The sequence below is a fragment of the Sulfitobacter aquimarinus genome, from assembly GCF_040149565.1.
GTDB lineage: Bacteria > Pseudomonadota > Alphaproteobacteria > Rhodobacterales > Rhodobacteraceae > Sulfitobacter > Sulfitobacter aquimarinus.
Genome location: NZ_JBEFLO010000010.1, coordinates 45387 through 60088 on the forward strand (window position 1 = coordinate 45387; position 14702 = coordinate 60088).

Here is a 14702-nt window from a genome sequence, read left to right on the forward strand (position 1 = left end):
ACCACGGTGTTGCGCATGTAAACGATGTGTCCACTGATTTGGCCACACCGCTCAGGCCCCGCGGGGCGTCGACAGCAACCACAGCCCGAAAATGGTATATACAATCATCAAGATGCCCAATCCGCATTGGATGAGCAACAGGTCACGGCGGCTATTGCAAAAACGGCCCGCCAAACGGTGCGTCATGATGACCGAAAGCACATGCGACGCAACGACCACAAAAACATTCACAAGCAGGATCGGGCGGACATTGTCCATTGAGTTCAAGAACCCCGTCGAGACGGTGATACGCCCAAGGCCAAACAGGTTCCAACCCTTTGCCAACGGGTCCGCAAGCGTGGCCGCCAGATACTGCACCTGCACCAGAAACGAGACAAAGTAATGCGCGAAATGATAGCCTAAAGCGATCGGCAAGATCGCGATAGCAAAGGTATTAAACGCCTCGGCAAAGCGGACTGGCGGCGCAGAACCCGGCAAACGCAGCAGGCTCAGCCCTACCCAAACCGACACCGCAAACACGCCAACACCCATCAGGTTCGCCCCCAGCAGCCCCAGCGACGAGGTCCAAACCACAGCCGAGCGCCCTGGAAACTCCAACGGGTTGATCCCGATTTGACCCAGCCACCAGAATGTTTCGTGCAGCCCGTCAAAGCTGCCCGAGACGAGTATCATGATGCAGAAAACGGCGCGGCTGGACTCCAGAGGTCCGGCAGAAATGCACGCCCATCCGGGGGTGCCGATGGCGACATTCCCGTCGCTTTGCACCGCACGAAGCGATCCGATCAGGCGGAAAAGGACCGAAAAACACTCGACCCGCCCCAGCCATTGATCCGTGCCAAACAGGACAATCCCCGCGAAGGTGAACAGCCAATACCCCAGCACAACTGTGGCCAGCCTGTCGGGGTCACTTGGCGCGATGTCCGCCAATAAAAACAGCTGAAAGCACAGGAAAACGGCAACCGCAGGCCAATGAGCCAGTCTTCTTGGCAAGGTGAACACCGCCGCACCCTCAACCGACAACAGCCGCGCCAGCCCCGTCCACGGGTTGATCAGCCGCCAGATATCAAACACGATCCCCTGAATGACAAAAACGCCGACCCACCATCCGGTCCAGATAAACAACGGCAAAAGATTGCTTTGCGGATCATTGGGGCCGTTAAACCCGACAAAAACCAACCCCACAAAAGCACCGAACCCCAACAGGGAAAACGGCACCTCTATCCTGCGAAGCAGCCGATCCCGCCCAAGGTTGCGGTGCCTGAACACGCCCGTTAAAGCTGTGGCAGGCAGACATGTCATCAACAAGATCGACGCCGCCACGGCCAAAGTCCCCCCCAAGGTATAAAGACCTGTGGGCAGCAACATAACCAAACCCTGCTCGGAGGCATGGGCGCAGGCGGCCACTGGAATGGCAACAACAGCCAACGCCAGCAGAAGGCTTTTCAAAGCGGCGGTCATACCGTCAGCACACACATAAGTTTCGAGACCGGAGAATTCTTGACATGAAGCGCATTCTTATCCTGCTGACGTTGGTGATAATAGGGGTCGCGGCATTTGTGTTGAACGGCAAAAGCGCCGAGACTATCACTTTGTTAGACGCCCGCGCCGTACCGTCCGCCATGAACGACAAAATGTTCATGGTCGGCTTGCGCATTGAAAACAGCGGCCCTGCGGATCGTTTGATCGGGGTCTCGTCCCCGTCTGCCATGCATCTCTCGGTCATGAACCCCGCAAGTGACACCGCCGCGCTGATCATTCCGCAAGACAGCGCGGGCATTCTGGCCATGGACGGGGCGCATATTATGCTGATGCCCCGTGCGGGCTCATTTGACGAAGGCGGTTTTATTCCGCTTGATCTGGAGTTCGAGAACGCTGGTACCGTCTCTGTCAGGGTCCGGAACGCGGGCGCGTCTACGATGGATCATAGTCTGGAAAACGGGATCGTGCAGACCCCCTCGCCCGGGCTCACCATCGCTTGGGAAACGCCACCCACAGAGCAGGGAGCAACTGTGAGGTTGAGCACAGAGAACTTCACATTCATCCGCACCAAAGACGATGCCGCCCATACGCCGAACCACGGCCACGCGCATGTCTACCTAAACGGGCTGAAGCTGGGACGGCTCTATGAGCCTATGTTTGAACTGGGCGCGCTGGCGGCTGGCGACTACACCCTTTCAATCGCGCTCAACAGCAACGACCACAGGCCCTATGTCCGCGACGGGCAGAGCGTCAGCGCCGCGCTGGAATTCACCATCACCCCCTAGCATCCAAAACTCCGCGAAACGTGCTTCGCAAACAAAACACTTGCTCGAAACGCTACATACCCTCTAGCCTCACAGCCATTCTTTAGCCAAGGATGGCGAGTGTTGAGTAAGAGTATGCGTGAAACAGGGGGGCAAAGCAGGCCCGCGGTCCGTCCGTCTGCAGATTTCAGTCGCACCCCGGCAGGTTGTGTCAGCACCGCTGGGACATGCCAATGACCACCGCGCCCGCGCGCGGGTTTGACGCCGCTGAATTCAGCGCCCGCACCGCGAAGGCGCAGACGGCGATGGCGGCCTCTGGTCTGGCGGGCATGTTACTGATGAGCGAACATGACGTCCGCTATTTCACAGGGTTTCAAACGCTCTTTTGGCAAAGCCCCACGCGCCCGTGGTTTCTCTTTGTCCCCGCAAGCGGCAAACCCATCGCAGTCATCCCCGAGATCGGCGCCGACCTGATGCGCCGCAGCTGGATCGACGATATCAGAACATGGAGCGCCCCCGCCCCGCAGGATGACGGCATCACCCTGCTGACGGAACTTTTGTCCCCTCTGGCCAAAGCGGGTGACAAGATTGGCGTGATGAAGGGTCACGAGACGAAACTACAGATGCCGCTGGGGGACTGGGAGCGCCTGATGGCGGCCCTGCCCGACCTGCAAATTGCGGATGTGACCGCCCTTGTGCAAGGATTGCGCAGGGTCAAATCCCCCGCCGAGATCGAAAAGCTGGCCCATAAAAGCTGGCCCATAGCTGTGCCATAGGCTCTGCCGCTTTTGGCAAAATGCCCGAAGTTCTTGAGACGGGGCTGCCGCTGGAGGACGTGTTCCGCCAGTTCCGTCTGGCAGCGATTGGCGCGGGCGCGGATGATGTCCCCTATCTTGTGGGCGGTGCGGATCAGGGCGGATACGCCGATGTTATCTCACCTCCGTCCCGCAGGCCGTTGCAGGCGGGCGACGTGCTGATGCTCGATTCGGGCTGCACATGGGACGGATATTTCTGCGACTTTGACCGCAACTGGGCGATTGGGCACGCGACCGAGAATGCAAAACGCGCCTATGACGTGCTGTGGCGGGCCACGCAGGCAGGGATCGACGCGGCCAAACCCGGCAATACCTGCCGTGATCTGTTCATGGCCATGTCTGCGGTCATCGCCGAAATGGACAGCTCGGGCGGGGATATAGGGCGGCTGGGGCACGGGTTGGGAATGCAATTGACCGAGCAACCCTCGCTTGCGGCCTTTGACGAAACCGAGCTGCGCGAGGGCATGGTTCTCACCCTTGAGCCGTCGTTGACCTATGGTAACCGGCAAATGATGGTACATGAGGAGAACATTGTGTTAGACAGCGGCGCGGCGCGGCTTTTGACGTCGCGCGCGGCACCCGAATTGCCGATTTTGACCTAAGGCAGCCCGTGACCGCGGATAACATGAATACCAATGCACCGCCAATTGCCCATGGCACGCATCGGGAAAACAACAAGGGCAACAAAACCGACTGGAGAGAACCAATATGAAAACCAACTTGCTGAAAGGCGCGGCCGTTGCTGCGTTGATGACATCAGGCACTGCCGCTTATGCAGATTGTGGCGAGGTCACGATCACCGAAATGAACTGGGCGTCTTCTGCTGTTGTCACGGCCGTGTCCTCGTTCCTGATGGAACAGGGCTATGGCTGCAAAGTGCAAAAAGTACCGTCCTCGACCGTGACAGCGATCACATCCATCACCGAAACAGGTGAGCCTGACATCCTGACGGAAGTCTGGGCGAACTCGACCCCCGCCTACCCTGGTCTGTTGGAAGAAGGCAAACTGGTCGAAGTGGCGGACGTGCTGTCGGACGGTGGCGTTGAGGCATGGTGGATCCCTGCCTATCTTGCGGAATCCAACCCCGAGCTGACAACATGGGAAGGCATCATGGCCAACCCCGCAGCCGTTGGTGGCAAGTTCCACGATTGCCCGTCGGGCTGGGCCTGTGACATCATCAACAACAACAACCTGATCGCACTGGGCGCAGAAGGCAAAGGTCTTGAGCGGTTCCAGCACGGTTCAGGCGAGACGCTGCAAACATCCATCGCGGCAGCCTTTGAAGAAAAAGCGCCGTGGTTCGGTTACTACTGGGCCCCCACAGCCGTGTTGGGCAAATACCCGATGGTTGCGGTTGAAGTTGGCGCATACGATGCCGACGCGCACACCTGTAATGGTGATGTTGACTGCGCCACGCCGTCCTTCTCGGCCTATCCTGCGTCCAAAGTTGTGACAGCCGTCGCTGGTGGCTTCCCCGAGCGTGAACCACAAGCCGCAGCTTTGATGTCCAAAGTCAGCTTTACCAACGCGCAGATGGGTGAAATCCTTGCATGGCGTCTGGACAACAACGCGTCTTACGACGAAGCCGCCGTGTACTTCCTGACGAACTACAAAGACGTCTGGGCCGAATGGCTCGACGATGACGCACGTGGCCGCCTGGCCGCGCTGCTGAAGTAAGCCATAACGCCGAAGTGCCCCCTGCCCCAACGGGCGGGGGGCATTTTCAATAATAATAAGGGACAGGGAACACATGGCTTTCTACGATAAATTATTCAGCGCCTTAGGACTAAGCGACTGGTGCGACGAGGCCGGAGACGGCGCGCCCCTGTCGATGGCAGACCTGATGGCGCAAGCAAATGGGAGTGAGGCCTCCGGCCCGTTCTTCCCGTTTCCATCCCTCGATAACCTGAATGAGAGTTGCAGCAGCGTGCTGCAATCGCGCGATGTCACCAAAGGCATCGAAGAAGGGTTTCTGACCGCGAAGCCCGCGCTCAAAACTGTTCTGGACCCGATCACCCAACCGCTGAGCTGGATGCTGGATGGCGCGCTGTGGCTGTTCGAGGCGACGCCGTGGTTCATCATGGTGCCGATCCTTGTGGCGATCTCCTATTGGGCGTCACGCTCAAAACCCGTGACGGTTTTTGTCTTTGTCTCGATCATGTTGCTGGGTCTGGTAGATCACTATGATGTTGCGATGCAGACGCTGTCGATCATCTTTGTCTGTACGACCATATCCGTCTTGCTGGGTGTGCCCATAGGCATTGCCATGTCGAAATCCGACAGGCTGCAAAAAGTAACGGTTCCCGTGCTTGACCTTTTGCAGACACTGCCGACCTTCGTGTACCTCATTCCGCTGATCTTCCTGTTCTCTGTGACGGAATCCAAGCTCTACGGGATTGCGATTATTCTCTATGCCATTGTGCCCGTTGTTCGCCTGACCGACCTCGGAATCCGGTTGGTCGATGAAGACGTGATCGAGGCAGCGAATGCCTTTGGCATGAACTCGAAACAAAAGCTGTGGCGCGTGCAATTGCCGCTGGCCCTGCCCAATATCATGGCGGGCATCAACCAGACCATCATGATGAGCCTCGCCATGGTCGTCATCGCCTCGCTGGTGTCGGCACCGGGGCTGGGCGTCAACGTGCTGCGCGGCATCCGCAACCTTGAGCTGGGCGTCGGCATTGTCGCGGGCATCGGTATCGTTCTTCTTGCTGTGATCCTGGACCGCGTGTCCAAGGCAGCCCTGTCGCGGGTCGATATGACCCGCGTGAAACACTAACGGGGGCTGGGATTATGACAGAACCAATGGTGAGCCTGCGCGGGCTCTATAAAATTTTCGGGGCGAATGGCGAAAAGGTGCTGCCCTATGTCAAAGACGGCATGGGCAAGGAAGAGCTGTTGGCCCAGCACCGCCATGTGCTTGGCCTGAACGACATCAACGTCGATATGCAAGCAGGCGAGATCACGGTTGTGATGGGCCTGTCGGGATCCGGCAAATCAACGCTGATCCGTCACCTGAACCGGTTGATCGACCCCACCGCGGGCGAGATCATCGTGCAGGGCGAAGACGTGATGAAGCTGTCCGAGGATGGCCTGCGCAAGGCACGTCAGGAAAAGATGTCGATGGTGTTTCAGAAGTTCGCGCTTTTGCCGCACAAGACGGTCCTGAAGAACGCGGGCATGCCGCTGTCCGTGCGCGGCCACTCTGAAAGTGCCTGCGACAAGGAAGCCCAGAAATGGCTGGAGCGTGTGGGCCTGAACGGCTTTGAGAACCACTATCCCGCGCAGTTGTCGGGCGGCATGCAGCAACGTGTGGGCATCGCCCGCGCCCTGACCGCCAACACCGACATCATGCTGATGGACGAGGCGTTCTCGGCGCTGGATCCGCTGATCCGTACCGACATGCAGGACCTGCTGTTGGAGCTGCAAAAAGAGCTGCACAAGACGATTGTCTTCATTACCCACGATCTGGACGAAGCGTTGAAGCTGGCCGACCATCTGGTCATTCTGAAAGACGGCTATGTCGTACAACAGGGCGAGCCGCAGCACATCTTGCTGAACCCCAATGACCCCTACATCGAGGACTTTGTCAGCGACATCAACCGCGCACGGGTGCTGCGGGTACGCTCGATCATGACGCCGCTTGCAGATGGTAAGGTGCCACCGGATGCCCACGGCGAGGTAGACATCGACGACACACTGGAAAGCATGATTGCCAAGTCTGGCGGCGATACGTCCCACGCCTATGTCGTCACTCAGGACGGCACCCCCGTCGGCACGCTGGATATGACCAGCCTTGTACGCGCATTGGTCCCGCGTGTTGCCCCCGAAGACGGTGCGCGCAATTACTAAACCCCTTGTCCTTGCCTGTGACGGGCAAGGACAGCTGCACGCAGTCTTTAGGTCGAGGGCAGCATAAAGCCGTCAAAGAACGCCTCAACCTGCGCAAACGCGTCAAGCGGCAAGACGGACGCGACATATTGATCGGGCCGCACAAGGATCAATGCGCCTTGCGCCCGATCAATGCCGCGATGGTCGAAAATATCCGGTCCGTGTTTTAAATCCGGACAGAACGCCTTTTCATAATCAATCAGTCCATACAAACCTTTGCGCGGCACCAGAGCGCGTGGAAGGGCGCTTATATCCATCTCCCGATGTGAACACTGAAACACCGCACGCATGTCGAACACGCTATCCATGTCTGCTGCGGGATCCGTAAATCGCGGGATTAAATCATTCTGCAAAAAGCCACACAGCGCTGCGATCCGCTCCTCGGGCTGGCCCACATCCCCTGACGGCGCAAAAGCCACCAGCCGCCAGCGCCCATCCGCCTTGAGCATATGACCAAGGTGCATAGGCTTGGCATCCCCCAGCCGGATCACGGGGGCCGAATGAAACCGCATCCCCGTCTGATAGCCAGTGGCCAACCTTTGATACCGGCCCGCGTCGGTCAGCAAGGACGGCGCATAGCGCGTCTCTACCCCCGCTGTATAGCGCCCGTGTTTCTTGAAATAGGTCTGGAATTGCGCGGCATCGGCGGGGGTTTTGGTCTTGGCACTGAACAGCCGCGCCATGTCCTTGTCGAAATCAATCAGCTCTTTGGCTTTGGCCTGCCGTTCGGCTGTGTAGCTGTCCAACACCTGCGGCCCCGCCTGCCCGCGCAATACGGCGGCCAACTTCCAACCAAGGTTGAACGTATCGGCCATCGACACATTCATCCCCTGCCCCGCCTTGGGGCTGTGGGTATGGCAGGCATCGCCCGCAATGAAAATGCGCGGCTGTTTGGTCCCGCGCTGCGCGGGTGGCACGTCATCGAACACGTCACACACCCTTTGGCCGATTTCATAGGCCGACCACCACGCGACCTCTTTGACGTCCAGCATGTAGGGCGCAAAAATCTTTTGCGCTTTGGCAATTAGCATCTCACACGTCAGATTGCGGTCAGCCGCACGTTCATCCCCGTGCAGCGCGTCCAGCTCAATATACATCCGCACCAGATACCCGCCTTCCCGCGGGATGATCAGGACGCTGCCATCACCGCCCGACTGGATCGCCGCCTTAAGGCGGATGTCAGGGAAATCAGTCACAACAAGGACGTCCATCACCCCCCAAAGCTGGCGGGCCGCCTCGCCCTTCAACTCATGTCCAATGGAGCGGCGCACAGTGCTGCGAGCGCCGTCACAGCCAACAACATATCTTGCGCGAACCTCTTTCAGAGGGGCCTGTGATCCGACCTCGAACGTAGCCAACGCAGGATAGTCAGAGTCATCGGTTCGCTTCAAATCGACCAAGCGGTGCCCGTACTCAGGCACCAAACGCCGCGCCGAATTGCGCATCACCTCCAGATAGAAATCATGCACCCGCGCTTGGCTCAGGATGACGTGGGGCATCTCGGACAAGTCGTCTTCGACATCCTGAATGCGGTCTGCACGGGCCAGACCCGCGCCCCCTTCGACAGGCCGCCAGAACGCGACTTCGTTCACCCAATAGCTTTCCTTCAGCACCTTTTCCGCAAAGCCGAAGGCCTCGAACATCTCGACCGAGCGGCAGGCGATGCCATCCGCTTGACCAACCTCAAGAGGGCCTGATTTAAGGTCTGTAACCCTGGTTGAGATGTCGCCGAACGCCGACAACTGCGCCGCCAAGGTCAGGCCCGCAGGGCCGCAACCGACAATCAGAACATCAACTTCATCTGGCTTTGCGTCACTGGTGGTCTTAGCCAAGGCGACCGACGGATCGCCCGCTCGAAATCCATCCAAATGATACTGCATATCGCTGCCCTCACACTAGTAAGTACACATATCAATAGGGCAGCCCCAAAGAAGCTGTCAATGACCAAGACGGTTTGCCGTGTTCCCTGCAAACTGCATCAGGGGCGGGTCGTGACTGCTGCGCACCGCAAACGCAACGACGAGATTCTCGACGCGGCAAGGTCTTCCTTGGCCGGATCGCGCAGGCGGGAGACGACCTGTTTCGCGCCAGTTGTCTCGGCAGGGTGCATCAACTCACTATGCCAAGCCGAGAAGCCATAGCCAAAGGCCGGGACCAAATCTAAGTCCCGCGCAATCTGCAATATCAGCTTCGAGGGATGAGGTGTTCCACCCTTGCGCGCCACCCTGACTTGCGCCCACCCGTTGGTTCAAAACCACTGATGAGGTGTGTCGTCATTCATAATACGGCCAGAACCTGAGCGGTGAGGATCGCACGAATATCATCTACGGGCAGCTGTTCGCGGAAACGGTCTGCCACCATAAATCCGCTAACCGTACAGGTTGAAAGGCACAATTTGCCACCCTGCCCCGCATCCAACGGCGCCGTGATCGACGTCTTGCCCGGACGTTGAGGTCAAACATGACAGATCAGGCTGTGGGCAGCATCAGGATGGTCGCGGCGAACAGGCGGTCAAGTCTATTTCGTCACCGATCTTTCAATCTCACAGGTAGTTGGAGCAACCGCCTTCTCCTCGCGCTTCACGGAAAGTCAGACAGTTTGATAGGCCTCCCGTTCGCCCTCACGGCGGTTGAAGACGGTTTAGAGCAGCGGCAGATGCGCCTAGGGCAGCGGGGCTGTGAAGAGGTCAAAGCCAGCTGTGGCGGCCTCGAATACGGCCACCTCGCGCAGCTCTACCAACATGCAGCAGGAGCCTACGCAATCGTCGCAGCCCAGAAATCTCTCGCGCTGCTTTGCGGCGTCGGTTGCGTTGTTTGGCTAAATGCATTGCGCTCGATCAACATGATGCGCCACTTCCCCAAGCTTGACGTCATCAAAATCGCCCGCCTTCGGGCGACACGATCCATGTTGCGTGTGTACCCGCCGCGTGGCACGGCGCCATCAGCGATGGTGATATAGTCGCCATCCGCTTGCGTCGGGAGCCCTTCAGCCTTGCGCTTGAAATAGAGTTTCGCAAAATGGCTATGAGCGCCTCAAGGCAAATTTCAACGATTGGAACATTGCGTCATATCCCGCAATCAAGGGACGCCTGCGCCTTACTCCATCAGGCCAAGCAGCCTTGCTGCGTTGTTCTTGATAATGTCGGGGCGCACTTCATCCTTGATCGCGATTTTGTCGAAATCGGCCAGCCACCGCTCGGGCGCGATCATCGGCCAGTCAGAGCCGAACAGCACCTTTTTGCGCAGGATCGAATTAGAGTAGCGCACCAGAATGTCGGGGAAGTATTTTGGCGACCATCCCGATAGGTCGATATAGACATTGGGCTTGTGCTGGGCCACGGCCAGCGCCTCTTCCTGCCACGGGAATGACGGGTGGGCGAGCACGATTTTCAGGTCGGGGAAATCAACCGCGACATCGTCCATATACATCGGGTTGGAGTATTTCAGCCGCATCCCGTTGCCGCCCGGCATCCCCGAGCCTACACCCGTTTGGCCCGTGTGGAACAGCGCGATGCAGCCGTATTCCTCCAGCACCTCATACAGCGGATAGGCCATGCGATCGTTGGCAAAAAACCCCTGCATCGTCGGGTGGAACTTGAACCCTTTGATGCCGTAATCCTCAATCAGACGCCGCGCTTCGCGCACGCCCATTTTGCCCTTCCAGGGATCAATCGAGGCGAAGGGGATCAGCACATCGTCGTTCTGTTTGACCAGCTCGAAGACCTCGTCGTTGGAATAGCGGCGATAGCCTGTCTCACGCTCGGCATCGACGGGAAAGATTACGGCAGCGATGTTTTGGGCGCGGTAGTGGGCAGCGGTTTCGGGGATCGTTGGCGGGTGCTCCCACGGGGCGCGGAAGTATTTCGCCATTGTCGATTGCAAATCATCATAGCCGTCGTCCGAGTGGCACCCGCAGGGTTCCTCGGCGTGGGAGTGAATGTCGATTGCGCGAATTTTGTTCAGGTCAATCATTTTGATGTCTTCTCCATCAGAAGGGTCGCGGGGTCCGCGTCGTCATAAAGCCGTTCCAGAAGGCCCGCGCGACGCGTCATGAGTTTCTTGAAATTGATGCTGCCTTTTGCCGTCACTTCTCCGTCTGGCATCGACAGGGGTTCGGTCAGGATCAGGGCACGCGCAATGCGGGTCGAGCTGGAGCCGCCGATGGCCGACAGCCTGGTGCGCAGGTCTTCGGCAACCGAGGGGCACAGCAGCGCGCCGTCCAAATCAACCGTATCGGGCGCTTCGCGCATGGCGACAGACGGCACGATCAGCAGGCCGATGTCGCCACGGTCCGCACCGGTGATGATGATATCGCCGACAATGCCCGCCAACGCGCCCAGCACATCCATGCGCACGTTGGCCGCCCGCACCCATGTGCCCGACACCAGCTTGAACTCCTCCGAGATGCGGCCATCAAAGCGCATCCCCAGATCGGCGTTGTCAGGGTCGACAAACAGCATCGCATCGCCGGTTTTGTAAAATCCTTCCTCGTCGAAAGCATCCGCCGTTTGTTCAGGCGCGTTCAGGTATTCTTTGAACACGCTTGGCCCGCTGATGCGCACTTCGCAGCGCATGTCTTCGTCGGGGATCAGCTTGATGTCCACTTGCGGCAGCGGCACGCCCACAACGCCCGAACGGTTGGTGGGCTGGTACTGCAACAGGCCCGCGGGCGCTGTCTCGGTCAGGCCCCAAGAGGAGGTAAAGAGAGGGATGTCACCGCGCACTTCGCGGGCCATGTCCTCCAGATCGGTCCAGACGTCCTGCCCCAGACTGGCACCTGCGTAGAACAGCATGTCCAGCTCGGCAAAGAAACTGTAGCGCAGGGCCGCGTCCGCCTTGAGCGCATCGCGTAGCATCGCAAAGCCGAGCGGAACGTTGAACGCCATCGTGGCCGATTTCAGCTTCATATTCTCAAGCGTCTTGCCCACCAGATGCCGGACGGGTTTACCACTGTCGATATACAGTGCGCCGCCATTGGCCAGCATCATGTTGAAATTATGCGAGCCGCCAAAGACGTGGTTCCACGGCAGCCAATCCACAATTACGGGCGGGCGGGTTGTGAGGAACGGCAAACCATAGGCAATCTGCGCCTGATTTACGCACATCATGCGGTGCGTAGTCGGCACGCCTTTGGGCGCCGAGGTGGAGCCGCTGGTCATCAAAATCTTGGCCACCGTGTCGGGGCCTACCTGTGCGTGGGCGTGCGTTATATCGCCGTTCACACGGGCCAGCGCAGCAAGCGGCTTTGCATCGGCCCCACCGCCACGTCCCACCAGCTTGTGGACACCCACAAAAACATCCCGCGCCAGCACATCAGCCAAAGCATCGCCATCGTCGGCAAAGACGGCAGCGGGCTTTACCAGTCCCGCGACGAAATCAATCTGCACGCGGGCGTCCGGGATCAGGGCGTATTGCTCGGCCAGTGGGACAATTGGCGCGCCGATGTATTGCGCGGCCAGCGCCAGCAGCCCGTGGTTCACGCTGTTACCGGACACAATCAGGATCGGCGCATCAGGCCCAAGCCCAAGATCCAGCAACCCCGCGGCAAGTCCGCGCGCCTGCGCACGCGCGCTGGCGAAGGTCACCTCGTGCCACCCCGCGCCAGAGCGTTCGGCAAGGAACACCGCATCTGGCGTCACCTCAGCCCAATGATCAAGCCAGTCTGTCGTCCGCTCTGCAACACTGCCAAGCGTCCCGTTTGACCGCAGCAAGATCGTGCCGTCAGCGCGGTCAATGCGGGTCACATCATGGGAACGGTACTTAGTATCCATCCTCAGCCTCCATCATTTCCATGTTTGCAGTGATAACGCCAAGAACCCTGTCCAATGTGTCCAGCTCACTTTTGGACAAACCGTCGATCAGTGCCTCATCATATTTACGGACCTCCCTATGGGTCCTGCGGTAAAGCTGCACACCTGCCTGCGTCGGTTTCAGCGCGTAGGCGCGTTTGTCGTCCGGCGCCCTTTCGCGCGACAGCAAATTAGCCTTCTCCAACTCATCCACGATCTGCACGAAGTTGGGCCGCTCGATCGCAAGGGCTTCGGCTACGGCACCTTGGTGCAGCCCGGGGTTTTCAACGACGACTGCCAACGTGGCAAAGGTGGTGCGACGCAGCCCGTGATCTGCAAGAACAGCATTCAGCCGCGGAACGATCGCTCTGTTCGTGCGCCACATTCTGTAACTTCTCAGACGACGAAGGCATGCATCGAGGTGTCGCATCAGCGAAACTTGGGGGCGCGTTTTTCCAAAAACGCGTGCAGCCCCTCTTGGGCGTCGGGCGTTGTTTGGGAGAGCGCGGCACACAGGCTTTCGGTGAACAGCCCGTCGGATTTCGACATGTCTTCGATCCGCGTCAAAGCCTGCACCATGAAGTAATTCGACAAAGGTGCATTGCGTGCGATTTTGCCTGCCAATGTGCGGGCCAGCTCCATCGCTTCGCCTTCCGCGACTGCGTAATGGGCAAGGCCCAGCCGCAGGCCTTCGTCCGCGTTGTATTTCCGGCCCGTCAGCATCATTTCCGTCATCCGGTCTGCCCCCAGGATGCGCCCCACACGAACAGACGCTCCACCACCGATAAAGATGCCGCGCCGCCCTTCGGGCAGTTGGAAAATCGTCGATGGCTCTGCAATGCGCACATGGGTCGCGGCGGCAATCTCAAGTCCGCCACCAATGACCGCGCCGAACATCGCACTGACGACGGGCCGGCCGCCCAGTTGGATCTGGTCAAGGATGCGGTGCCAGTTTCGGGAATGGTAAATCCCCTCCTCCGCGCTGCGCTCTTTGTGTTCTGTCAAATCCAAGCCTGAGCAATAATGCCCCGCCGTCCCTGTCAGGATAACCACCCGCACCGCGTCGGGCAGTGTGGTAAAGGCCTCCTCGAGCGCGTCGATGAAGGCGTCCGACATGGCATTGCGTTTTTCGGGCCGGTTCATCGTGATCGTAGCGATGGCGCCGTCGATTTCCCGTTTGATCAAAGTCATTACATTACCTCGGAGGCAGGCGCACAGCGCCGTCTAGGCGGATCACCGTGCCGTTAAGATAGGCGTTCTGCACAATGTCAGCGGCAAGATGCGCGTATTCAACGGGTTGCCCCAAACGGTGCGGGAACGGGATGTTGGCCACGATGCCTTCGACCGTTTCAGGTGGCAGACCTTCCATCATCGGGGTGTGGAACAGACCCGGTGCGATGGTCATCACCCGCACACCCATCTTTGCAAACTCACGCGCCGCAGGCAGCGACATCGCCGCAATCGCACCTTTGGACGCGGCGTAGGCGGCTTGCCCGATCTGCCCGTCCTCATAGGCGGCAGAGGCGGTGTTGATGATCACGCCGCGCTCACCTGTATCCAGCGGGGGCAGGTCCATCATCGCTTGGGCGGCATAAGTCATCACGTTGTAGGTGCCAAACAGGTTCACCTCGAGAACTTGACGGAACAGCGGGGTCGAGACTTTGCCCTCGCGCCCGACGATCCGCGCCGCAACACCGATGCCCGCGCAGTTCACGATGATGCGCGGTGCGTCACCGAAATGCGCTTTGGCTGCTGTGACGCCCGCCGCGACGGCCTGTTCGTCGGTAATGTCGCATTGTTGCGAAAAGCCGTTGATGTCCGCGGCCACCTTGGCTGCGCGTTCGCCGTCACGGTCCAGAATGGCGACTTGTGCGCCAAGGGATGCCAGATGGCGCGCCGTGGCTTCGCCAAGACCGCTGGCCCCGCCGGAAACAAGGGCAACCTGTCCTTCGATATTCATGTTCA

General features: G+C 59.0%; 12 protein-coding genes and 1 pseudogene. 6 read left to right on the plus strand and 7 right to left on the minus strand.

The window, feature by feature from the left end; all coding sequences use genetic code 11:
- Positions 1 to 51: 51 nt before the first annotated feature.
- A complete protein-coding gene (locus tag ABMC88_RS15895) occupies positions 52 to 1458 on the minus strand; it encodes a hypothetical protein (RefSeq protein ID WP_349577866.1) in 1407 nt (468 codons plus the stop codon).
- Positions 1459 to 1502: 44 nt separating this feature from the next.
- Here ABMC88_RS15895 and ABMC88_RS15900 point away from each other — a divergent pair, with 44 nt between their 5' ends.
- From ABMC88_RS15900 to ABMC88_RS15920, 5 genes and pseudogenes are all read left to right on the plus strand, one after another.
- On the plus strand, positions 1503 to 2264 hold the full coding sequence (locus ABMC88_RS15900) for a copper chaperone PCu(A)C domain-containing protein (RefSeq protein WP_349577867.1): 762 nt from the start codon (positions 1503 to 1505) through the stop codon (positions 2262 to 2264).
- Positions 2265 to 2476: 212 nt separating this feature from the next.
- Positions 2477 to 3660: pseudogene (locus ABMC88_RS15905) on the plus strand (M24 family metallopeptidase).
- A 106-nt stretch (positions 3661 to 3766) separates the two neighbouring features.
- Complete coding sequence (locus ABMC88_RS15910) at positions 3767 to 4735, plus strand: ABC transporter substrate-binding protein (protein ID WP_349577868.1); 969 nt, start codon at positions 3767 to 3769, stop codon at positions 4733 to 4735.
- 73 nt (positions 4736 to 4808) lie between these two features.
- The gene (locus ABMC88_RS15915) at positions 4809 to 5837 is read left to right on the plus strand and encodes an ABC transporter permease (RefSeq protein ID WP_349577869.1); all 1029 of its coding nucleotides are present in this window, start codon (positions 4809 to 4811) and stop codon (positions 5835 to 5837) included.
- Between the two features lie 14 nt (positions 5838 to 5851).
- Positions 5852 to 6910, plus strand: a complete 1059-nt coding sequence (locus ABMC88_RS15920; protein ID WP_349577870.1) for a quaternary amine ABC transporter ATP-binding protein — start codon at positions 5852 to 5854, stop codon at positions 6908 to 6910.
- Positions 6911 to 6957: 47 nt separating this feature from the next.
- Here ABMC88_RS15920 and ABMC88_RS15925 read toward each other — a convergent pair whose 3' ends face one another.
- The gene (locus tag ABMC88_RS15925; protein WP_349577871.1) at positions 6958 to 8829 is read right to left on the minus strand and encodes an FAD-dependent monooxygenase; all 1872 of its coding nucleotides are present in this window, start codon (positions 8827 to 8829) and stop codon (positions 6958 to 6960) included.
- Between the two features lie 580 nt (positions 8830 to 9409).
- On the opposite strand from ABMC88_RS15925, the gene ABMC88_RS15930 reads away from it, so the two are divergent.
- Positions 9410 to 9907: a hypothetical protein gene (locus ABMC88_RS15930; protein WP_349577872.1), complete on the plus strand. Its 498-nt coding sequence runs from the start codon at positions 9410 to 9412 to the stop codon at positions 9905 to 9907.
- A gap of 137 nt (positions 9908 to 10044) precedes the next feature.
- Here ABMC88_RS15930 and ABMC88_RS15935 read toward each other — a convergent pair whose 3' ends face one another.
- From ABMC88_RS15935 to ABMC88_RS15955, 5 genes are read right to left on the minus strand one after another with little or no spacing between them, the layout of a single operon-like run.
- Positions 10045 to 10920 carry an amidohydrolase family protein gene (locus tag ABMC88_RS15935; protein WP_349577873.1) on the minus strand — a complete coding sequence of 292 codons (876 nt, stop codon included), beginning with the start codon at positions 10918 to 10920 and terminating at the stop codon, positions 10045 to 10047.
- A complete protein-coding gene (locus ABMC88_RS15940) occupies positions 10917 to 12719 on the minus strand; it encodes an AMP-binding protein (protein ID WP_349577874.1) in 1803 nt (600 codons plus the stop codon). Before ABMC88_RS15940 ends, ABMC88_RS15935 begins: the two co-directional genes overlap by 4 nt.
- Complete coding sequence (locus ABMC88_RS15945) at positions 12709 to 13122, minus strand: MarR family winged helix-turn-helix transcriptional regulator (protein ID WP_349577875.1); 414 nt, start codon at positions 13120 to 13122, stop codon at positions 12709 to 12711. The genes ABMC88_RS15940 and ABMC88_RS15945 overlap by 11 nt, the downstream gene beginning before the upstream one ends.
- Positions 13123 to 13166: 44 nt before the next feature.
- Positions 13167 to 13928, minus strand: a complete 762-nt coding sequence (locus ABMC88_RS15950) for a crotonase/enoyl-CoA hydratase family protein (RefSeq protein WP_349577876.1) — start codon at positions 13926 to 13928, stop codon at positions 13167 to 13169.
- Between the two features lie 4 nt (positions 13929 to 13932).
- Positions 13933 to 14697, minus strand: a complete 765-nt coding sequence (locus ABMC88_RS15955) for an SDR family NAD(P)-dependent oxidoreductase (RefSeq protein WP_349577877.1) — start codon at positions 14695 to 14697, stop codon at positions 13933 to 13935.
- Positions 14698 to 14702 lie beyond the last annotated feature (5 nt).

Coding starts and splice junctions, on each gene's coding strand:
- ABMC88_RS15935 (WP_349577873.1), bottom strand. CDS start 10,920: ATGATTGACCTGAACAAAATTCGCGCAATCGACATTCACTCCCACGCC.
- ABMC88_RS15945 (WP_349577875.1), bottom strand. CDS start 13,122: ATGTGGCGCACGAACAGAGCGATCGTTCCGCGGCTGAATGCTGTTCTT.
- ABMC88_RS15920 (WP_349577870.1), top strand. CDS start 5,852: ATGACAGAACCAATGGTGAGCCTGCGCGGGCTCTATAAAATTTTCGGG.
- ABMC88_RS15955 (WP_349577877.1), bottom strand. CDS start 14,697: ATGAATATCGAAGGACAGGTTGCCCTTGTTTCCGGCGGGGCCAGCGGT.
- ABMC88_RS15950 (WP_349577876.1), bottom strand. CDS start 13,928: ATGACTTTGATCAAACGGGAAATCGACGGCGCCATCGCTACGATCACG.
- ABMC88_RS15895 (WP_349577866.1), bottom strand. CDS start 1,458: ATGACCGCCGCTTTGAAAAGCCTTCTGCTGGCGTTGGCTGTTGTTGCC.
- ABMC88_RS15925 (WP_349577871.1), bottom strand. CDS start 8,829: ATGCAGTATCATTTGGATGGATTTCGAGCGGGCGATCCGTCGGTCGCC.
- ABMC88_RS15915 (WP_349577869.1), top strand. CDS start 4,809: ATGGCTTTCTACGATAAATTATTCAGCGCCTTAGGACTAAGCGACTGG.
- ABMC88_RS15900 (WP_349577867.1), top strand. CDS start 1,503: ATGAAGCGCATTCTTATCCTGCTGACGTTGGTGATAATAGGGGTCGCG.
- ABMC88_RS15930 (WP_349577872.1), top strand. CDS start 9,410: ATGACAGATCAGGCTGTGGGCAGCATCAGGATGGTCGCGGCGAACAGG.
- ABMC88_RS15940 (WP_349577874.1), bottom strand. CDS start 12,719: ATGGATACTAAGTACCGTTCCCATGATGTGACCCGCATTGACCGCGCT.
- ABMC88_RS15910 (WP_349577868.1), top strand. CDS start 3,767: ATGAAAACCAACTTGCTGAAAGGCGCGGCCGTTGCTGCGTTGATGACA.